General features: G+C 60.8%; 18 protein-coding genes. 14 read left to right on the top strand and 4 right to left on the bottom strand.

Going from position 1 to position 20,179, the window contains the following annotated elements; translation table 11 throughout:
- Positions 1–989: alpha-amylase (locus HKN06_01250; GenBank protein ID NNF59935.1), on the bottom strand; the 989-nt coding region annotated here is incomplete at its 3' end.
- Positions 990–1,154: 165 nt separating this feature from the next.
- On the opposite strand from HKN06_01250, the gene HKN06_01245 reads away from it, so the two are divergent.
- Both HKN06_01245 and HKN06_01240 read left to right on the top strand, forming a co-directional pair.
- A complete protein-coding gene (locus HKN06_01245) occupies positions 1,155–2,657 on the top strand; it encodes a M48 family metalloprotease (protein NNF59934.1) in 1,503 nt (500 codons plus the stop codon).
- Positions 2,654–3,982, top strand: a complete 1,329-nt coding sequence (locus HKN06_01240; GenBank protein ID NNF59933.1) for a TonB family protein — start codon at positions 2,654–2,656, stop codon at positions 3,980–3,982. The genes HKN06_01245 and HKN06_01240 overlap by 4 nt, the downstream gene beginning before the upstream one ends.
- A gap of 5 nt (positions 3,983–3,987) precedes the next feature.
- Here the strand turns inward: HKN06_01240 and HKN06_01235 are convergent, their stop codons facing one another.
- Both HKN06_01235 and HKN06_01230 read right to left on the bottom strand, forming a co-directional pair.
- Positions 3,988–4,659 carry a hypothetical protein gene (locus HKN06_01235; GenBank protein ID NNF59932.1) on the bottom strand — a complete coding sequence of 224 codons (672 nt, stop codon included), beginning with the start codon at positions 4,657–4,659 and terminating at the stop codon, positions 3,988–3,990.
- Positions 4,646–5,293, bottom strand: a complete 648-nt coding sequence (locus tag HKN06_01230) for a hypothetical protein (GenBank protein NNF59931.1) — start codon at positions 5,291–5,293, stop codon at positions 4,646–4,648. Before HKN06_01230 ends, HKN06_01235 begins: the two co-directional genes overlap by 14 nt.
- Before the next feature lie 311 nt (positions 5,294–5,604).
- Between HKN06_01230 and HKN06_01225 the strand changes: the two genes are divergently transcribed.
- From HKN06_01225 to HKN06_01180, 10 genes are all read left to right on the top strand, one after another.
- Positions 5,605–6,354, top strand: coding sequence for a hypothetical protein (locus HKN06_01225; GenBank protein ID NNF59930.1), 750 nt, complete (start codon positions 5,605–5,607; stop codon positions 6,352–6,354).
- On the top strand, positions 6,351–7,172 hold the full coding sequence (locus HKN06_01220) for a hypothetical protein (GenBank protein ID NNF59929.1): 822 nt from the start codon (positions 6,351–6,353) through the stop codon (positions 7,170–7,172). The genes HKN06_01225 and HKN06_01220 overlap by 4 nt, the downstream gene beginning before the upstream one ends.
- Positions 7,169–8,374 carry a hypothetical protein gene (locus HKN06_01215; protein NNF59928.1) on the top strand — a complete coding sequence of 402 codons (1,206 nt, stop codon included), beginning with the start codon at positions 7,169–7,171 and terminating at the stop codon, positions 8,372–8,374. Before HKN06_01220 ends, HKN06_01215 begins: the two co-directional genes overlap by 4 nt.
- Positions 8,375–8,467: 93 nt before the next feature.
- Positions 8,468–9,919: a hypothetical protein gene (locus HKN06_01210; protein NNF59927.1), complete on the top strand. Its 1,452-nt coding sequence runs from the start codon at positions 8,468–8,470 to the stop codon at positions 9,917–9,919.
- Positions 9,916–12,297, top strand: a complete 2,382-nt coding sequence (locus HKN06_01205; GenBank protein NNF59926.1) for a PEGA domain-containing protein — start codon at positions 9,916–9,918, stop codon at positions 12,295–12,297. Before HKN06_01210 ends, HKN06_01205 begins: the two co-directional genes overlap by 4 nt.
- 68 nt (positions 12,298–12,365) lie before the next feature.
- A complete protein-coding gene (locus tag HKN06_01200; GenBank protein NNF59925.1) occupies positions 12,366–12,518 on the top strand; it encodes a hypothetical protein in 153 nt (50 codons plus the stop codon).
- A gap of 2 nt (positions 12,519–12,520) precedes the next feature.
- On the top strand, positions 12,521–13,339 hold the full coding sequence (locus HKN06_01195) for a MotA/TolQ/ExbB proton channel family protein (GenBank protein ID NNF59924.1): 819 nt from the start codon (positions 12,521–12,523) through the stop codon (positions 13,337–13,339).
- Entirely contained in the window at positions 13,340–14,695 is a 1,356-nt protein-coding gene (locus tag HKN06_01190) for an FHA domain-containing protein (protein NNF59923.1), read from the top strand.
- On the top strand, positions 14,685–15,782 hold the full coding sequence (locus HKN06_01185) for a VWA domain-containing protein (GenBank protein ID NNF59922.1): 1,098 nt from the start codon (positions 14,685–14,687) through the stop codon (positions 15,780–15,782). Before HKN06_01190 ends, HKN06_01185 begins: the two co-directional genes overlap by 11 nt.
- 4 nt (positions 15,783–15,786) lie before the next feature.
- Positions 15,787–16,779, top strand: coding sequence for a VWA domain-containing protein (locus HKN06_01180; protein NNF59921.1), 993 nt, complete (start codon positions 15,787–15,789; stop codon positions 16,777–16,779).
- On the opposite strand, the gene HKN06_01175 is transcribed toward HKN06_01180, so the two are convergent.
- Complete coding sequence (locus tag HKN06_01175) at positions 16,776–17,945, bottom strand: glycosyltransferase family 4 protein (GenBank protein NNF59920.1); 1,170 nt, start codon at positions 17,943–17,945, stop codon at positions 16,776–16,778. The genes HKN06_01180 and HKN06_01175 overlap by 4 nt on opposite strands.
- Before the next feature lie 66 nt (positions 17,946–18,011).
- Between HKN06_01175 and HKN06_01170 the strand changes: the two genes are divergently transcribed.
- Both HKN06_01170 and HKN06_01165 read left to right on the top strand, forming a co-directional pair.
- Positions 18,012–19,322, top strand: coding sequence for a protein kinase (locus tag HKN06_01170; GenBank protein ID NNF59919.1), 1,311 nt, complete (start codon positions 18,012–18,014; stop codon positions 19,320–19,322).
- Positions 19,323–19,325: 3 nt separating this feature from the next.
- On the top strand, positions 19,326–20,141 hold the full coding sequence (locus tag HKN06_01165) for a SpoIIE family protein phosphatase (GenBank protein ID NNF59918.1): 816 nt from the start codon (positions 19,326–19,328) through the stop codon (positions 20,139–20,141).
- Positions 20,142–20,179: the final 38 nt, after the last annotated feature.

Raw genomic sequence — 20,179 nt, 5'->3', positions numbered from 1 at the left:
CGGATGCCGGACAGACCGAGGTATTCGATCCACCACAGCGAGTTCTGGATCAGGTAGTCGGCCAGCAGCGGGTTACGCTGGTTGAGATCGGGCATCGACGGGACAAACCAGCCATCGACGAAAGCGGTTACGTCGCTGGCAGCTGCATAGGGGTCCTGCACGGCGGTGCGTTCGTGGCTGGTCTGTACAAAATTGCCGCCATGGTTGATCCAGTCGTCTGCCGGCAGGTCGGCCATCCACCAGTGATGCAGGCCGCAGTGGTTGGCGATCATGTCCATGATGACGCCGATGCCCTTGTCACGCGCGGCTGCAACGAAGCTGCGGTAGTCGGCATTGCTGCCATAGCGCGGATCGACCCGGTAGTAATCGGTAGTGGCATAGCCGTGATACGAATAAGCCGGCATGCGATTTTCCAGCACCGGGTTCAGCCAGACGGCAGTGAACCCCATATCCGCAATGTAATCGAGGTGATTTTGCAGCCCTGCGATGTCCCCGCCGTGGCGGCCACCGTGTTTACTCCGGCTGGCCGGATCGCCCATGCCTGCCACGTTGTCGTTGGTGCTGTCACCATTGGCAAAACGGTCCGGCGTGATCAGGTAGATGGCGTCATCCGGGCCGAAGCCGGCGGCATGGCCGGCATCGGGGTCTTTTTGCCGAAGCGAGTAGCGGTGGGTGAGCGGGACTGCGCCGCCTTCGAACACGATATCGAAGTCACCGGTTTGCGCCGACGGATCAATCTGCAGGTAGACGAACAGGTAGTTGGGGTTAGCGGTGGTCTCCAGCCTGCTGACCGATATTCCCGGGTGATCTGTGCGGACCTGCAGTCCGGCGACGTCCTGCCCGTAGACCATTACCTGCAGCGATGTATCGCTGAACCCCTGCCACCAGAATGGCGGCTCCACCCGTTCGATTGACCGGGCTGCGGCAGCGCCTGCAACCCAGGTCGCCAGAAGGCCTGCGAGCATGGTCCGGCGCAGCAACAGTGACATCGGCCTTTCTCCCCGTTGAAGGCAGCGGTTATTTTACATTGCCGCAGGTCAGGGGGCCTGTTGCGGCGCATTCTGTGCAACTTCCGGCTATCAGGGGCGTCAAATGCAACAGCGGCCCGCCGCCGGGCGCCGTCGTGCGCCACGGGCGGGTCCCAATCGGATAATATGAAGGTTCGGCTGTATCTGGCCCCGGAGTTTCGGATCATGCATTCATGGAAGTGCCGCTTCTTGCTCATTCTACTGGCAGCTGTCGCCCTGGCAGCCTGCGGCACCAACCCGGTGACCGGCGAAAAAGACATCATGGTGATTTCCGAAGAGAAAGAGGTGGAAATCGGCCGCCAGTATCACCAGATGATCATGCAGCAGTACCGGGTGTACGAAGACCGTGACCTGCAAAGCTATGTGCAGGCTATCGGCGAGCGCCTTGCCGCCAACAGTCATCGTCCTGACCTGTCGTACCGTTTCACGCTGCTCGACAGCGAGGAAATCAATGCATTCGCGCTACCTGGCGGATACATATATATAACGCGCGGCATTATGGCGTACCTGAACACCGAGGCCGAACTGGCAGCGGTTCTGGGTCACGAGATAGGTCATGTCACCGCGCGCCACGCGGCACGCAAGCACAGCCGTGGTTTGCTTGGCAGCATTGCTTCCATGGCGGCAACGGTAGCTACCGGATCGCGGGCAGCCGGCTCACTCGCAAACCTGGTAGGTGGTGCCCTGGTGCAGGGCTATGGTCGCAACCTCGAGCTGGAGGCGGACGGGCTTGGCGCCGAGTACCTTTCCCGTGCCGGGTATCAGCCCGAGGCGATGATCGATGTGGTGCGCCAGCTCAAGGCGCAGGAGCTGTTCGAGATTGAGCGTGCGGAGGAGGAGAGTCGCAAGCCGCGTGTTTATCATGGCCTGTTTTCGAGCCATCCCGACCAGGACACTCGCCTGCGTGAAGTAATCGATGCCGCCGCCGAGGTGGAATCTGCCGGTACCTACGAGGTTGATCCGGCGACGTATCTCAGTGTTATGGACGGCGTGACATTTGGCAAGAGCAAGGTGGCGGGATTCGGCGGCACCGGCGAGGTCTACCATGGCGGCATGGGTATAGCGCTCACTTTTCCCCGCGGCTGGGAAGTCGACCAGCAATCCATGCGGCTACAGGCACGGTCAGCTGATGGCGACGCGATCCTGGTGGTCACGCGACGCAAGCTGGACCAGGCCATGACGCCGCAGGAAGTAATGCGGCACAAACTGCACTTGTCAGACATGCGTGAAGGCCGTGCGATTATGCCCGACGGGTTGCCCGGCTATACAGCGATTGCGCCGAAAGCCAATTCGCCATTCGGTGAGCGGCCGGTACGCTACGGAGTCGTTATCAATGACGGCTATGCCTACGTGTTTGCGGGCGCGTCGCAAACGACGGGCATCAATATTCCGGGTGACTGGCGCTATGTGGGTGCTATGAACAGCATGCGGATTCTTGAGGGCATGGAGCGGCGCCGTGTGGCACGGCAGAATCTGAAGATTATTACCGCCGACGAAAAAACCACGTTTGCCAACCTGGCGGAAATGTCGCCGCTGGGCCGATACGCCGAGCAGGAGCTGCGGCTGATCAACGGCCTGTACCCGGATGGTGAGATCAGCCCCGGACAGCTGCTCAAGACGGTCCAGTGAGGATATCGGGAAAAATAATTTTAAGCGCTGCTGCCCTTTGCCTGGGCGGCATGACGGTGGCTGCCGAAGAGGATGAAATGGCTCCGGCTGCGGCCGATGCTCAGGAAGTTGTTAATACCGCTGCAGAGCTGCAGGCGGTGACAGATGCGGTCGATAATCTCGCAGCGCAATCACGGCTTGCAGAGGCATTGCCGCTGGCGCAGCGTGCTGTGGATTTGGCAGAACAGCAGTATGGCGCCAGCCTCGCGCTGATCGATCCGATGAACCAGCTGATAAACCTGCAGGTTGAGCTCGGTGAGCTTGCAGATGCAGAGCACAACCTGTCAGAACTTATAAAACTGGTCGAAGAACAGGACAACATCTTCTCTTTCGACCTGATTGAGCCACTGGCATTGCTGGCCGAGATTTATAGCCGGACCGGCCGTCGCGAGGAAGCTATTACCATACTGCGTCGTGCCCGCCACATTACCCATCGCCGGCTCGGTATCCTGAACGTTGAGCAAATCGAGCTGGCCGAAGACCTGGCCGAAAACTACTTCGAGTTGGGTCGTATCAGTGAAGCAAATCGTGAGAACCGTTTTGCCTTTCGCGTCAACGAGCGCGAGTTTGGCTCTGATTCAGCCGAGCTGGTGCCGGCGCTGAACAGCCTTGCCCGGTGGTATGAGCAGGTGGGTGAGCACAGCGTCGCCCGGCGTCTTTATCGGCGTACCATCGAGTTGATCGAGCAGGATTATGGCGAGAACGACTTGCGGCTGGTCGAACAGCTGCAAAGAATCGCCCAGACTTTCCGTGGGCAGAATCTTTACAAGGGCGAAGGGAAGGACGCCCTGACTCGGGCAGTGGAAATTCATGAGCAAAACCCGCAGACCGACGTGATCGAAAAAGCACGGACGCTTGCCGAGCTGGGCGATTGGATGATGGTTACATCACAGCGCAAGCAGGCGATGAGGGTTTATCGCCAGGCATGGAACCTGCTGACCGGTGATGGCGCCAACCCCGAGAAAGGCGATATCATTTTCGGCAAACCCAAGCGACTGAAATACACACCGCCAATCCCTGAGGCCAGCCTTGTATTTGGCCGGTCCGAGGTCTATGTCGACGTGGAATTCCTGGTTACCAGTAACGGAATGGTCACAGATTTGTCGATTGCCGATGCCTCGGCGCACTGGCGAACCCAGAACAATGTGCGCCTGGCGATGCGCCACGCGCGTTTCCGGCCAAAGTTCAAGAATGGCGAACCGACAGACGCCACGATGCGCTATCGCTGGACCTACCGCGTACCGAAAAATCAGCGATCGACGCCGCCAGCAGAAACGCCCAAGTAGAAAAGTCAGTCGGTCGGGTCTGCCACCAGGAACTGGCGAATTTGCCTGGCCAGACCGTTGCAAGCTGCATTTTTGGTGCGCGCAATAATCGGGATGGGCACCACAACGGCCGGCAGGTACGACGTGCCAACGGCATCTGCGCTTATGGTGCCGACGTGTTCGGTAGTCTCGAGGTCCCAGATCGATGCTTCGTAAGAGGAATCGTTTTCCCACCACTGGAAACCGAAGCAGCCGGCACCACCGGCACCGACCGTGCAGGACATATTGCCGCCGCCATCGATAACCTGCGTTGTACCATCGATCCAGACCAGGTAGCGAACGCCCGTTTCGGCGATACGCTCAGTTACCCCGGGGCGCTCGAGCAGCTCACGCATTGCAATGGCATGTGTCGGCGCGTGTGACGGCTCGAACCAGGGAAACATCTCGTCCATGAATTCGCGTTCGCCATGCATTTCCAGTCCGTTGGAACCGCTGGCCAGCTCATCGCCGACGCAGCTGACAAATCCGTCCTCGGTCTGGTAATCAACGTTTTGCCGCTGGGTCAGAATTACGACCGCGTCGCCCTGGTTAATGCCCGTAGCCGTATGACGTGCTTCCTCAATACGCGCTGTGACGCAGCCGCTGAGCAATGCCTGCGTCAGCAGCGCAACAATCAGGGTCAGGTTAATTGGCTTCATTGATTGTCCTGCTTTCGTCGGTTATTGGCTGCGCTTCGTTGAGCGTCGCAAACTCTGGCTGCAGCGGCAGCGTGATAATGGCCGCTGCGGCAGCGTCACGCATGGCAAGATTGGTTGCTTCCTGGAGGGGCCCGGTCCTGCCTTTGCCGGCATTGATCAGGCTGGAGCGGCTCTGGCCGTAGGCATTGATCGGCCAGGCGGCCAGCTCGTTGCCCTGCGTGTCGTACAAAAAAACGCGGTAACGAATCGACACCGCATAAAAGCGCGAACCGAGTTCATTGGGAGTAAGAAATGCGTATTCCTCGAGCACCGGATGAATGATTCCGGCGACGCCCGGTGGCGCCGCACCGAGGTCACTGACTTCGACGGTTTGCCGGAACATGGCGGAAAACAGGCGATCGAACAGGCGCAGGTTGCTCTCGCCCAGTTCTATAGTCCAGCGGCTCCCATCGGAGACGGTTTCGTTGTACGTAAAGTTGCGCAGCTCATCGTCGTAGTACACGCCGACCGCTAACGGCATGTGTTCGATAAGCGGGGTGGGGAACTCGACCGTCATCGGCGGCACGGTGGTGGTACCGCAGCCGGCCAGGACACAGCTGCAGATCGCCAGAATAATGGCCGCAGGCTTGCTCATTTCGCTGGCTGACAGGCCCCCTGCCCGGATAGATACACTATCGCTATTGTCATTGGGAACGCAGCGGGCGGCAAGAGTTCCGTCTATATCAAGGTTTCTTACAGTTAATCAAAGACCTGCGAATCATTACTTAACGTGAAAGCCGGCCCGGCGGGTCACAGGGCGCCCGGCAATTGTTGTAAGCTGAGTGTTCTGCCTGAACCCTGAACGGATCTGGCCGTCTAACCCAATGCCTGTAATGCTGGCCTGATTTTCGGTGGCACCCATGACTCAAACCGTGCGTCCCAGATTCGTGATCGCAGCCGCGGCAAGTGCATTGCTGCTCACTGCCTGCTTCAGTAGTAACCCCAGCCGCCCCTCACAGCAGCCTCCGTCACAGCAGCCTCCGTCACAGCAGCCTCCGTCGCAGCAGCCTCCGTCGCAGCAACCTCCGTCGCAGCAGCCTCCGCCACGCAACGATCCGTCCAGCCAGCCGTCCTCGCGGCCGACGCAAACCAGCAGCCAGAGCAGCCAAAGCAGCCAAAGCAGCGAGAGCAGCCAGGACAATGGCGATATTCGGGTGGCCAGCGCGTCGCGGTCGGCCACACAGGGTGATCCTGCCGGAAGCGCCGAAGACGCATTGGAAAATGGCAGCGGTGCGATGCCGGAACAGGCCGATGTCAGCGTGGCCGAAGCGCTTGAGGGCGCCAATGCGGCCGTCGATGCTGCGGCAGAAGCGGTTGGCGATGCCGAGGAGGCTATTGCCAACGCAAAGGAAACTGCTGCTGAAGGCGGCAGCGACGGCGTCGAGAACTTCGATCCCTGGGCGCAGAGCGGCGGTGAGCAACAGCCTGACTCACAAAACGCCAGCGGCGGTGGCGAGCAAACCAGCGAAGAACCGAGTGACGCGCAAAGCGGTGGCGCAGCCGGCGGCGAGGAGACTTTCGATCCATTTGCCCAATACAACAAGGGCGGAGCTGCTACGGGCCAGCCGTCCAGTGCGCAGAGCGGATCTCTGCAGACTGCCGAAGATGCTCTGGCGGCCGCTCGTGCGGCACTTAATCGCGCGCGGCGCGCGTTGATCACCGCGGCCAGCGCCGGCGGCGAGGCCGACGCCGATGCAGAAGCGGTGCAGCTGGCGGCGGCGCGGGCCGCTATGGAAGCTGCGGCAGAAGCGGTAATCGCTTCAGCAATTGCGGTTATGGCTGCTTCCAACGCGCAGAATATCGAGTCCGACGATCCCGCCGACAGCAGCGGTGAAGAAGCGCTTGCCGCTACGGTTGCCGGTGTCGTAGCAATTGTCCAGCGCGACATGCGCAATGCCGCGGATGCGCTGGAAGCCACCAGCGAACTGCTCGCTGCGGCAGGCGCATTGATCGGTATTCTCGGTGAGAACGAGCAACGCCACGCCGAAGAGGGCAGCAGCACCGACCCTGGTGACCGGGTTGCCCGGCTGGAAGAGGAGCTCGATCAGTCGCTGGCGGTCTTTGACGATCGGATGCAAAGCGAGGGCAGCAATGCCGTTGCCGGCATGTCAGGCGAGGACAGTGAACTTGCTGCGGAAACCGGCGGAAATACCGACCCGAGCCTGTCACAACATTCCAGTCGTAACGCCACCGCCGGTGACAAAAACCGCAGCGGACGCGACCTGGCAAGGTCGCGTGAGGATGTCGAATGGAATGCCCCGCGCAATAACCAGGACGTTGAGCCGATCAGCGAGACCATGCCGGAAGAATACGAAATAGACGATGCCGTGCGTGCCCAGGACGATGACATCATTGCCAGGCAGCTGCGCGAGGCCGCGATGGCAGAAACCGATCCGGACCTGCGTGAGGCGCTGTGGCAGGAATACCGTAATTATAAAGAGAGCCTTGAGACGGGAGAGGCAGAAGCGAATTGAAAATTATCAGGATACCGGCACTGGCGCTGTCGCTCGCTGCGATCGCCGGATGTGTTCACCAGGAAGTCATAACGATAAATGCGACACCGGCACAGGCGGCAGTAGCCGATGTTGCCGATGAGATGTTGCTGGACGTGGGCGTGACCATTTTCGAAGCCAACGTACCCGAGGATATCAAGGAACAAAACAAGTCTCGGCTGGTAGCCGGCGTGCGCAATGCCGAAGCACGCTACATGCCTTATGTGTTGCGCGACACGCTGGCCGGTACCGGCCAGTGGGGTGCCGTTCGCGTACTTCCACGCGGGTCGGAGACTGTCGACCTTGTTATTGGTGCCCGTATCGAGACCTCCGATGGAGAAATGCTGGTGCTTACGGTCACCGCGCGTGACGCGACCGGCCGCGTGTGGCTCGATGAGCGCGAATACGAGGATCTTGCCGGCAAGCTGAACTACCGCGAAGACATAGCGACAACGAAGCAGGACCCGTTCCAGGACCTGTATAACCGGATCGCGAATGACCTGCTGGCGGTGCGTGAGGGACTGTCGACCCGTGACCTGGTTCGGGTACGCGAGGTGGCGCAGCTGCGTTTTGCTGCCGATGTCGCACCCGGTGCCTTCGGCGACTACCTTGAACACGAAGATGGCCGCATTCGCGCAACCCGGTTGCCGGCACGTGGCGACCCGATGCTGGAGCGCGTGGAGAAGATTCGCGAGCGTGATTATCTTTTTATCGACACGCTGGACCAGCATTACGGCGCCTTCTACCATCAGGTGCGCGGCGCCTACAGCGACTGGCGCCGGTTTAATTATGATGAAGTAGTCGAATTGCGCCGGCTGGAGCGCGAGATAAGGCGCCGGACCATTGCCGGTGCTGCCCTGATCGTCGGTGGGCTGGCAGTGGATGCCAGCAGCGATAGCGAATATGCCAGTTACGCCGGACAGGTAGGAGCACTGGTCGGGCTGTCAACAATTCTCAGCACCTTTCCGATGCGGCCGGAAGCACTGGTGCACGCCGAGACCATGCGCGAGCTGGGAGACACATTCGAGGCCGAGGTGCGTCCGGCGGTGCTGGAAGTGGACGGCAAGACGATTACGCTGACCGGCTCGGTCGATTCCCAGTTCGAGCAGTGGCGCGATCTGCTGCGAGAAATCTACACTACCGAGACCGGCTTGCCGGAAGTCAGCGGGCCAGCCGCAAATTGAGCAGAGGGCGCCGCCCGGCGCTACCTGCAGCCCACTTTGGTATGGCATCGTGTGCCTGAAAGGTTACGGTGTAGCCAGTAACAAACGATGGTCATGACTGAGCGCGAACCGCAACAGTTCGAACAAATAACGCCTGTTGCCAGGCAAACTGCCACCAGCGCACATGTTGCAACGGCACCAGCGCCGCGCGGCAGGCTGGGGTGGTGGGTCGCTGCCGTTGCTGTTGTGGCATCAGGGCTTATGGCGGCGCTGGTCTATCTGCCGCAGTGGCTGGGTAGCAGCGACAGTGCGAACGCGGTCGAATCCGCAGAGGCGCGGCTGCAATCTCAGGCATCCACAGTCGAATCCTTACGCCAGGAGCTGCACAGGCAGTGGCTAGAGCTGGAAAGCATGCGGGTTTCAACCTGGGCAGCCAAACGCTCGCAACGAGCAGTCGATCTGCTGCAGGAAGGTGAGCGGCTGGCAGGCAACCTTGATCATCTCGCCGCGTTACGTGCGCTTGAAGAGAGTCATGAACTGGTGACGGCGATGATCGAGCAGGCGCCGCAGGTTGCCGCCGACCGTCGCGAAGCCGGCTGGCTGGCCTATCGCAACGGTGATGCGGAGACTGCAGCGGAACACTTCCGCATCGTGCTGGCAATCGAGCCGGCTGACGAAAAGGTTCGCGATGCGCTGGAGCGTACGGCATTCCTGACCCAGGTAGTCGAGTTACAGCGCCGTGCCCGGCGTTTGACAGCCGAAGGCGACCTGGCCGGTGCGCGTGAGGCGCTGCAGGAGGCGCGTCGTATCGATCCGCAGAACCCGGAGTTGTCCACCGCGCTGGAGGAAATTGACCGGCGCCAGGCTGATGCCGGTTACCAGTCAGCAATGTCAGCGGTACAGCGCGCACTTGGCGCCAGTGATTTTCCGGCGGCCCGCAAAGCGCTGGCGCGTGCCGGGAGTCTCAGGCCCGGTGCCGCCGAGGTGCGCGATGCAGGCGTGCGTATCGACGTTGCGGTTCGCGCTGCAAGAACAGCATCATTGCGTGAAAGAGCTGCTGCGGCAGAAGCCGGCGAAGACTGGGAAAGCGCCATTGGATACTATGGCGAACTTCTGCAACTTGACCCGGCCCTGGTGCTGGCCCAGCAGGGGCGCGATCGGGCCCGCCGGCTGGCGTCATTGACGACGCGTGCGCAGGCTTTGCTGGAAGAGGGGGATTTTTCCTTGTCGGAGACGCGCCGGCGGGCAGCAAACATTATTGAGCAGGTCGAATCCGTTTCCGCAACAGCACCTTCGTTGCGCGCATTGGGGCAGCAACTCGAACAGGCTGTGATCCTGTCGAAACAACCAGTCAAAGTTGTACTCGAATCGGATAACCAGACGGAAGTCGTGGTTTTCCGGGTTGGCAGGCTTGGTCGTTTCGACAGCCACGAACTGGAACTGATGCCAGGCCGTTATACCGTCATCGGCACACGCAGTGGTTTTCGTGACGTGCGTGCCGAGCTTGTAATCGAGCCCGGTATCGCGCCGGAGTCCCTGGTCGTGCGCTGCGAGGAGCAGATTTGAACCTCGCGGTACATGTGCATGACGATAGCGGCGAGCGCGTCTATGGTGACGGCGAGCTGCCACTGGAGGTAGGTGGCAGCACTGCGGCAGTCCGGCTCGGTAACAATGGTGAGCTGCTGGCTCATATCGGAGTGCATGACGGCGCCGCGTTTCTGGTTCCTGCGGCTGCGGCAAGCATCAATGGCAAACCGATCACGGGGTCACACTGGCTGCGCGATGGCGACACCGTCGTTTTTCCGGTCGGCCACATGGTTTTTGCCAGCCGCGGCAACAGGATTTTCATTCATGCGAGGTCGGGTGAAGCCGTCGACCTGCCACCGGCTCAAACCCGGCCGGGTGGTCGCGATGTAGTCCAGCCGGTCGCTTTCAAGGCAGCCAGCGGAACGGTACTCATGCACCGGCGCAGTCACCAGGTGCTTTATGCTGCGCTGATCGCAACATTTGCGCTGCTTGCTGTTTCAACCTGGTACATGTTTACCGCGCGCTCGGTAAGCGTTGTGCTGGAGCCGGTGCCCGAGACAATGGCGCTGTCGGGCGGGCTGCTGCGACCCCGCTTCGGTGGCCGCTACCTGCTGCGACCCGGTGAGTACCGGGTTATGGCTCAACTTGACGGTTATGTGCCGCTGGACGAGCGCATAACTGTCGGCCAGTCATCAAACCAGCAGTTTGCGCTGGAACTGGAAAAACTGCCGGGGCTGGTGTCAATAACAGCTGGCGATCTTGCCGGTGCCGAAATCGTTGTCGACGGCGAGGTGATAGGAGCGTCGCCGCTGAGCGACGCGGAAATTGCCGCCGGCCTGCGGCGCCTGGTCGTGCGGGCCAGGAATCACTTGCCGCAGGAACAGGAAATCGAAATTTTCGGTGGCCACATGCGGCAGTCCTTCGATGTGCCCTTGCAGCCCAACTGGGCGCCGGTGACGCTGTCCAGCAGTCCACCGGGCGCCACGGTGTCGGTCGATGGTATCGAGCTCGGACAGACCCCTCTGACCGCCGAGGTCGAGGCTGGTGATCGCGAGTTGAGCGTGGATTTGCAAGGCTTCAAGGAACAGCTGGTTCCGCTGACCGTAATAGCCGGGGAGCCGCAGACCCTGGCAAATCTCGAGCTGGAAGCTGCGGACGGTTTGCTCGCCGTCAGCACCACGCCGGCCGGCGTCAGCGTGACGGTCAACGGGCAGTTCAGGGGACGCACCCCGCTCGAGCTCGCACTGCAGCCGGGGCGCCGGCATCGCGTGTCATTTGCCAGGGCCGGTTATGAGCCGGCCAGCCGCCAGGTGGAGCTGCGTCCCGATCAGCGCCGTGAATTGTCCGTGCAGTTGCAGCCGATCCTGGGCAGCGTGCGTATCGTGACCAGCCCGGCCGACGCGGAGATATATGTCGACGGACAGGCGCGCGGTAATGCACAGGTGCTGTCGCTGACGGCAGCGCCACACACTATTGAGGTGCGCAAGGATGGTTACGCACCTTACAAAGAGACGGTCACGCCACGGCGCGGCCTGGAGCAGAGACTGACCGTTGTGCTCAAGACAATTGCTGAAGCAGCAGCGGCCAATCTGGCGCCTGCCATCAGCACGGCTGCCGGTGAGCTGGTCCTGGTGCGTGGCGGTTCGCTGCGTATGGGGTCGGTGCGGCGTGAACAGGGCAGGCGCAGCAACGAGGTACGCCGCGATGTCGAACTGACCCGCGAGTTTTATATCGGCCGAACCGAAGTGAGTAATGCTGCTTTTCGCCAGTTCATGCCTGAGCACAGCTCCGGTTTCATGGGCGGCGTTTCACTGGATGGAGACGACCAGCCGGCCGTGCGCGTCAGCTGGCAGCTTGCGGCACGCTACTGCAACTGGCTGAGTGATCGTGATGGCCTGCCACGCGCCTACATTGATCGTGACGGCCGGCTGGTAGCGGTACGTCCGATGACGACAGGGTACCGGCTGCCCAGCGAGGCGGAATGGGCGTGGGTGGCACGGTTCGCCGGCGGCGCACAGCCGCGCAGGTATGTCTGGGGCGAGCAACTGCCACCACCGGAGGGCGCGGGCAATTTTGCTGACAATGCTGCTGGAAGCCTGATTGCACAGAAACTCGAGGGTTACGATGATGGTTATACCGTCACCGCGCCGGTGGGCACGTTTTCCCGCAACACGCTGGGTATCAGCGAACTGGCCGGCAACGTATCTGAATGGACCCACGATTATTACGAGCAGGGTACGGTGGATCCGTTCCTGTCACTGGTCGACCCGCTGGGTCCCCAGTTCGGCGACCAGCACGTGATACGCGGCGCCAGCTGGATGAAGGGGAATATCAGCGAGTTGCGCAGCGCCTGGCGCGATCGTGGCGCCCAGGGGCGGCCCGATCTGGGGTTTCGCATTGCGCGCTACGCGCGATGATGGAATGTCTGCCAGTTGCCGCAGTCACAAGTATTATTAACCCGGCTTGTTGCCGGGAGCAGGAGTAAATGATGCGAAATATCGCCTATGCGTTATTACTGACCCTTTTCGCGTTCGGCCTGATCGCGGTGGCCCAGGAGGATGACGAAGACTCTGACAGCTTCGCTCCCAGCGAGGCGGTCACTGCCGATACCGCCGTTGTCTTTCCGACGGATATCTGATCATGGCTGAAACTGCGGTTTTCAGGCGTCACAACATTCCGGTCGAGTTTCTGTTCCAGCTGTTCGCGCTGGTTATTGCGGTGATTGTCGTACACGGCGTCTACGTTTCGGTAGTGCGTCCCAAGGCAGCTGAAATTATGGCTGAGCATCGCGCGCAAATGGCCGTCGATCCCGGTTTTGTGCCAGAGCGGTCGATCTACGTGCTGATTCGCGATTTCGAGCAGGAGACCTGTTTCATCCTGATGCTGTGGGCAATGGCGATCATGGGTTACAAGGCAGCCGGGCAGGTTGCCGAGCGCCGCCTGCTGCAACGCGATCTGATTCCCGTAAGCGAGGGCATGAGCATCCTGCCCGAGGATACGCGGCAGTTTTCGCGCCCGGTTCAGGCATTGCCCGATGCGGAGCGCGATCACCTGTTGCCGCGGGCATTGCTCACTGCGCTGCACCGGTTTCGCTCGACTCATAACATCCAGGATGTTTCCACGGCGGTTCGTGCTGTGTGCGACGGCGAGTCGGACCGGCTCGATTCGGAGTTGTCGATGGTCAGGTATATCGCGTGGGCGATCCCGTCTATCGGCTTTATAGGTACGGTGCGTGGTATCGGCGAAGCCCTCAGCCAGGCACACCAGGCAGTGGAGGGCAATATTTCCGGCGTCACCGAGAGTCTTGGTGTGGCGTTCAATTCAACCTTTGTTGCTTTGCTTTTAAGCATCGTCCTGATGTTTCTGATGCACCAGTTGCAGTTGCTGCAGGAACGGCTGGTGCTCGACACGCAGAATTATTGCGACGAACGTCTCGTGCAGCATCTGCAGGTACGTTAGATGACCATCGCGATTGAAATCGGAGATAGTGGTCTGCGCGTACGCGGTGCCGAAGGTGTGCTGCTGGACAGCCCCGGTTATGCACTGGTCGACGGCGATGTCAGCGTTGGCGCCGCGGCGCTCGCGCAGGCGCGACTGCATCCGGGACGTGTGTTTGACGATTTCTGGGGGCAGCTGAGTCTCGACAGCCTGCCCGGCTCGGTACGCGGTGCTGCAACCTATGCTGACCTCGCTTACCACCACCTGCGCCAGGTGTGGTCAGAGACGGGTCGCGAGGAACCGGTGATTCTGGTTGTCCCGGGCAGTTTCGGGCGCGAGCAACTGAGCCTGTTGCTCGGAATTGCGCGGGAGTGCGCCGTGCCGGTTAGCGCGATGGTCGACCAGGCAGTGGTGGCCGCCGAGCAGCCGGTGCCGGGCCGCCAGCTGTTTCACCTGGAGTTGCTGGCACGCCGGGTGGTGCTCACGGAACTGAACCAGGGCCGCCAGCTCAGCCGCGGTCAGGTCAGCGAGCAGGAGGGTTGCGGGCTGGCGGATTTTTATGCGGCCTGGGCCAACGCGGTTGGCGATACGTTTGTACGCAACACCCGCTATGACCCGATGCATTCAGCCGAGTCGGAGCAGCGCCTGTACGACCAGCTGCCCGGCTGGCTTGCTGCAGTTTCCCGTGCCGGCCAGGCAGAGTTGTCACTGCCCAGCGGCGGGCGCGATCATACGGTTACCGTTTCGGCGCAGTCGCTGGCAGCAGCGGCGCAAGAGCAGTTCAGCCGCCTGAGCCGGCACATTGCCGCAACCGGTCGCCCCGGTGAGCCGCTGACCTTGCTGCTGAGCGACCGTATCCAGTTTTTTCCCGGCCTGGTCGCCGCGCTCGGCGATAACCTGTCCGGCTGCGACGTTGTCGAACAGGCTACGGCGCAGGCGGCCGCAGGTGCGCTGCGGCGCGCCGACGAGATTTGCGGCAGCGGCGAGTCAGTGGCATTTGTTACCAGCGTCAGTTGGCATCGAGATGCAGTCAGCCTGCCACTGCCACAGGAAGAGCGGCCGGCAGAGGTCCTTCCGACTCACGTGCTTTATCGTGGCCGTGGTATCCCGATCGGCAGCGACACCCTCACGTTGGGTTCGCAGCCGACGGACAGCGGCAGGAATGTCGTGCTGACCGGCGACCTGGCAGGTGTTTCGCGTGAGCATTGCAGGATAACGCGTAACGACGGCGTCGTCGTGGTTGAGGATTGCAGTGAACACGGTACCTTCGTAAACGATCGCCGGATCGATGGCAGTGTCAGCGTCAACTATGGCGATGTGCTGCGTCTGGGCGGCACGGAACAACTGCTTCAGCTGATTACAGTCGATGGCGCGTAAACAGCGACGATTCACGGTTTTCAGCCTGTCGTTTCTCGACATCATGTCGTGCGGCTTCGGCGCCACCGTGCTTGTGTTTATGCTCATACATCACTCCACTTTACAGCGCTCGGACGAAATCAATGCCGAGCTCCTCGTAGAGATAACCGCGCTCAAGGAAGAAATCAGCGAAAGCGAAACCTATGTGCACCGTTCACGCGAAGCAATAGAGATTGCGGCAGCCGAAATCATCCAGCTGGAGGCGCGCGCCCGCCAGGTTACCGAGGAAATTGCGCGTGCGCGCGATGAACTGGCCAACCAGGACGAAACCACGCTGTCGCAACGCGAGCACATCGCGGCGTTGATGGCAGAACTCAAGGCGCTGGAAGAGCAGCACAAGCGGCTGGAGGGCGCTGCCGAGGAGCAGCGGCTGACCGAGTCCAATGCGCGCGATTTCCTCGGTATGGGTGACCGGCAGTACCTGACCGGGCTGAAGCTCGGTGGTGAGCGCCTGCTGGTCATGCTTGATGCCTCGGCCAGTATGCTCGACACGACCCTGGTTAACATCATCCGGCGCAGGAATATGCCGCTGGAACGGAAGCTGGAGGCGCAAAAATGGCAGCGCTCGCTGCAAACAGTCGAGTGGATCATGCGGCGTATGCCGGAAACCACCCGGTTCCAGGTTTACGTATTCAATGAAACCGCACAGCCGCTGCTGGAAGGAACGGAGGGCGAATGGTTTGCGGCAACCGACCAGGCGCAGAAGGGAAAAGCTGCAGCGGCGCTGCGCAAGCTCGAGCCTCGCAAGGGAACCAGCCTGCACGCCGCCTTTAGCGCGGTTAGCGACATGGACCCGCTGCCGGACAATATCGTGCTGATAACCGACGGACTGCCGACCGTCGGTGACGGGCCGCCAAAGCGTCGCACTATCTCGCCGCGCAATCGCATCCGGACCTATCAGCGTTCACTGGAGGTGTTACCAGTCGGCATACCCGTCAACACCATCATGTTTCCCATTGAGGGGGACCCGGCAGCGTCCAGCCAGTTCTGGCGTCTGGCGATGGTTACCAACGGCTCATTTATGAGCCCGTCGCGCGACTGGCCTTAAGCTCATGCCGCATCGACGCGAAATACAGCCATTCAGCCTGTCGTTTCTGGACGCGATTGCCTGCGGTTTCGGGGCAATTCTGCTGCTGCTGGTAATTACCAAGGTGACCCAGCCGATGGTGCTGGAACAAACGACCGAGGCGCTGCGTACAGAAGCGCAGGAGCTCGAGGACCGCCTCGATGAATTACGCAGTCTCATCGTAACCGTGGATACCGAGGCCGAGGACCGTCGCGACCAGGTGTCCCGCCGGCGTGGCGAGCTGGCGCGGCTCAGCGACCGGCTAAGTTCACTGCGTGGCGAATTCGAAATGTCGGAAAAAGATTCAACCGTTGTCGAGATACTGGAGCGCCGGCTGGAGTTTGCGCGTGCCGAACTCACGCAGGAAGTTGACGAGTTACGTATTTTCGACGCCGAGCCCAGCAGCGTCATTGGTGGTATACCTGCCGACAGCGAATACATCATTTTTATTATCGATACTTCTTCGAGCATGTTTCAGTATGCGTGGCCGGCGGTGCAGCGCAAGGTTAGCGAAACCCTGGCAGTTTACCCGGACGTCAAAGGTATCCAGGTCATGAACGACATGGGTCAGTACATGTTTCCGCGCTATCGTGGTCGCTGGATTCCTGATTCACGTGCTCGCCGCAAGGCAATCGTCGACAAGCTGCGCGGCTGGCGGGCGTTCAGTAATTCCAGCCCGGTTGAGGGAATCACCCGTGCCATTTCGACCTTCTATTCGTCTGACAAGCGTATCAGCCTGTACGTATTTGGTGACGAGTTTACCGGCGGCGGGATACAGCCGGTGCTCGATGCGGTCAACAAGATCAATCGATTCGGCACGGACGGCAACCGCCTGGTGCGCATTCATGCCGTGGGATTTCCGGTGATGCTGGAGCAGGATCCGCGCCTGCATATTACCGGCGAACGCTTTGCTACCCTCATGCGCCTGCTGTGTGAACAGCACGGCGGCACGTTTATCGCATTGAATTCGGCGCGTTAGTGGCCGCTGATGCGGCGGAACAACTCGATTTGCCCGGCGGTAGTGGCTTCCCAGCTGAACTGCCTCGCGTAGGCGAGAGTGGCATCGCTGTCGGGATAGTTATCGAACAGCTGGCGTACGGCAGCCGCGATCGCGCCAGCCGAGCGGTCCGCGCTTAGTACACCGGCAGCAGGGTCGGCAATCACTTCCGGCGTGCCCCATACCGGCGTGGCAACAACCGGCGTGCCACAGGCCAGTGACTCCAGCAGGACATTGGCCATCCCCTCGCGGCTCGATGCCAACAACAGAGCGTCAGCAGCGCTGTAGTAATCGGGCAGCTGATCCTGGGCGATGCGACCGGCAAATCGCACCCTGTCGCCCAACCTCGCAGACGCAACCTGCGTAACCAGTTCCTGGTGCATGGGTCCGTCACCCACGATCACCAGGTTTGTGTCCGGGAGCCGGGTCAGCGCTTCGATCACCAGGTGATGGCCCTTGCGCTCGATCATGTGGCCAACCGATAGCAGTGTGCGGCCGTTCATCAGGGTGCGAGCCCGGGCCTGTTGTTTCGGTACCGGGCGAAAGATTTCGAAGTCCACGCCATTACGCAGGACGGTAATCCGGTCGGCCGGGACACCAAGATCGACCAGTGCCAGTTTCAATGCCTCGCACACCGTAATAATCGCGGCAGCCTGGCGTGCCGCCCACAGGATTTTCTGCCGTGGCCGGCGATACTGCGGAATCAGGCTGATATCCGTGCCGCGCGCGGTTATCACGACGGGCTTTCCGGTGCGCAATCCATGGGCAGCGGCGGCGACGCCGTCGGGGTAAAAATAATGGGCATCGATCAAAGCGGTATCAGGGTGGCGGGCCAGTTCGCGGTCCACCGCTGTTCGGCTGAACCGCTCCAGCAGGGCCGGCGCCAGGTTCATGCCTACTTTGGGAACTACCGGGTAGCGCGGATGCACGATCTCAAGGCCATGACGGGTTTCGGCCCGCGGCGCGGCGGCAAAGTCGGCGTAGTCGCCGAACGCCTTATTCCTGAAGGGAAACCATGGCACCGGAGCGATGACTGAAGCGCTCACCGCACCGCTGCCGACCAGCTGGCGCAGCCGGTGCTCGACAAACGGCCCGTGGCCAGGCCGGGCGGCGTTGGGATAAAGGGTACTGAAAGTGAGAATCCGGATCACCGGACAAATCGTCGCATACCAGGGTGCGGGCGGCCAGCGACGGCTTAAAGTAAACTTCGGCCCATGCAAACCGACAAGCTGAGGCGGCGACAAAAACTGGGCAAGTACCGCATCGAGAAGCGGCTTGCGGTCACCAATTTTGCAGCAGTGTACGCGGCTTACGACACGATACTGGGCGTGCGTGTCGCGCTCAAGATCCCGCACACTTTTCAAACGGAAGGAAAATTTCCCGACGAATTTCGCAAGGAAGTCCGGCTTGCGGCAAAGCTCGATCATCCGCACATTCTCCCCATCAAGGATGCCGGTTTCATCGACAAGACCTTCGTCATTGTCAGCCCGCTCGGTATCGGCACGCTGGCGGACCGTATCGGTTATCGACTCGCTGCCGACAAGGCGCTGGACCTGATTTTGCAGATGCTCGACGCCGTGGCGTTTGCTCATGGGTTGCGAGTTATTCATTGCGATATAAAACCCGAGAATTTCATCCTGTTCCCGGACAGCGAGCTGCGACTGGCCGACTTCGGTATAGCCAAGATCGCATTGCGCACCCTCAAGGCTTCCGGATCCGGCACGCTTGGCTACGTGGCACCGGAACAGGCGATGGGCCGGCCCGGCTATCGTTCCGATGTGTTTTCGCTGGGGTTGATTGCCTACAGGATGTTGAGCGGGAAACTGCCCGAGTGGCCGTTCACCTGGCCGGGCCCGGGCTATGACCGGCTGCGTCAGCGGATGCCGACGGAATTCATAGATTTCCTGAAAAAATCAATCGACGTAACGCCATCCCGTCGCTTCGCCAATGCGGGCACGATGCTGGCTGAGTATGAGCGTATTCTGCCGCGTACCCGCGCCTGGCTGAAACGCAAGAGCCGGCGGCGCAAACAGCCAAACGGAAATTCTCCAAGCTGGCACGAAATCAGGTGGCGGCAGTTTCGTCGTCGCTACGGCAAACAGCTGGAGACTCGCTTCAGCTGCCGCAAATGTGAGGGGCCTGTTGCCGAATCGATGCAGGCCTGCCCGTGGTGTGGTGCTGACGGCCGTTTTCTTCACGGTGAGACACAGTTTCCCGCGCAGTGCCCCCGCTGCGATCGCGGGATGAAGCTCGACTGGCATTATTGCGCCTGGTGTTACGGTGCAAAATTTGACGATGCAGAGGAGAAACAATACTCGGACAAGCGCTATGTAGCGCGCTGCAGCAACGCTCGTTGCAGTCGGCGGGAATTGATGCCGCACATGCGCTATTGTCCATGGTGCCGCAACAAGGTTCGCAAGCGATGGAAGCTGCCGGACGGCACGGCGTGTGGCAGCTGCGGCAACGATGTGCTGACCGAGTTCTGGGGCTGGTGCCCATGGTGTGCCGACCACCTGGAGGCTTGATGCATGGTGGCGTTACTCAGCAAACCGCTGCTCCTGAAGGACAGCGTCGAACCTGACCTGCAGCATGTCCTGGTTGCGGATGGCGAAGCGGTGCTCTGTTCGTTTCGGGCTCCCGACAAAGACGGCAGCAATGAAGACTCTGCTGCCATCGTCCCGCTCGACCGGCATGCGGTAATACTGGCTGTTGCCGACGGCGTCGGCGGTTCACGCCTGGCACATACCGCGTCACAGGACACCGTTGACGCCCTGGCTGGCATTCCCGCAGATAATGATCGTGGTTCTTCATCGCGGGCCGCGATAGTCAACGCTATCGAACACGCCAACGAAAGCGTGCGCGCGAGTGGTAACGGTTCTGCCACCACGCTGGCGCTGGTGGAAATTGACCGGCATCGCGTTCGCCCGATACATATCGGCGACTCAGCTGTCATGGTGGTCGGCCAGCGCGGGCGGCTGCGCCTGCAGACAGTTGCTCATTCACCTGTTGGTTATGCCGTCGAAGCCGGCGTAATGGACGAAGGCGAGGCGATGCATCACGAGGACCGCCATCTGGTATCGAATGTAATTGGTGCGCGTGACATGCGCATCGAGATTGGCCAGAGCCTGGCACTGGCCCGACGTGACACGGTGGTGCTGGCAACAGATGGCGTGCTGGATAACCTGCATCCGGATGAACTGATCGAGTACGTCAGGGTCGGAAATATTGAAAAAGCGGCCGAGCGTGTAATGAAAGCCGCGCAGCAACGAATGCTCGAGCCGGAAGCGGCCGCTCCAAGCAAGCCGGACGACACTACTCTCGTGCTATATCGTCGCAGCTGCTAGCGGTAATTTGACAACACGCGCGCGTCGCGGCTGTAATC

The sequence above is a fragment of the Gammaproteobacteria bacterium genome (assembly GCA_013003425.1).
Taxonomy (GTDB): domain Bacteria; phylum Pseudomonadota; class Gammaproteobacteria; order Steroidobacterales; family JABDKV01; genus JABDJB01.
This window is presented reverse-complemented; position numbering and strand designations above follow the sequence as displayed.

What these genes read in the sequence shown, in the direction of transcription:
- HKN06_01170 (NNF59919.1), top strand. Translation starts at nt 18,012, where the DNA reads ATGCAAACCGACAAGCTGAGGCGGCGACAAAAACTGGGCAAGTACCGC.
- HKN06_01200 (NNF59925.1), top strand. Translation starts at nt 12,366, where the DNA reads ATGATGCGAAATATCGCCTATGCGTTATTACTGACCCTTTTCGCGTTC.
- HKN06_01235 (NNF59932.1), bottom strand. Translation starts at nt 4,659, where the DNA reads ATGAAGCCAATTAACCTGACCCTGATTGTTGCGCTGCTGACGCAGGCA.
- HKN06_01230 (NNF59931.1), bottom strand. Translation starts at nt 5,293, where the DNA reads ATGAGCAAGCCTGCGGCCATTATTCTGGCGATCTGCAGCTGTGTCCTG.
- HKN06_01180 (NNF59921.1), top strand. Translation starts at nt 15,787, where the DNA reads ATGCCGCATCGACGCGAAATACAGCCATTCAGCCTGTCGTTTCTGGAC.
- HKN06_01195 (NNF59924.1), top strand. Translation starts at nt 12,521, where the DNA reads ATGGCTGAAACTGCGGTTTTCAGGCGTCACAACATTCCGGTCGAGTTT.
- HKN06_01210 (NNF59927.1), top strand. Translation starts at nt 8,468, where the DNA reads ATGACTGAGCGCGAACCGCAACAGTTCGAACAAATAACGCCTGTTGCC.
- HKN06_01190 (NNF59923.1), top strand. Translation starts at nt 13,340, where the DNA reads ATGACCATCGCGATTGAAATCGGAGATAGTGGTCTGCGCGTACGCGGT.
- HKN06_01185 (NNF59922.1), top strand. Translation starts at nt 14,685, where the DNA reads ATGGCGCGTAAACAGCGACGATTCACGGTTTTCAGCCTGTCGTTTCTC.
- HKN06_01245 (NNF59934.1), top strand. Translation starts at nt 1,155, where the DNA reads ATGAAGGTTCGGCTGTATCTGGCCCCGGAGTTTCGGATCATGCATTCA.
- HKN06_01165 (NNF59918.1), top strand. Translation starts at nt 19,326, where the DNA reads ATGGTGGCGTTACTCAGCAAACCGCTGCTCCTGAAGGACAGCGTCGAA.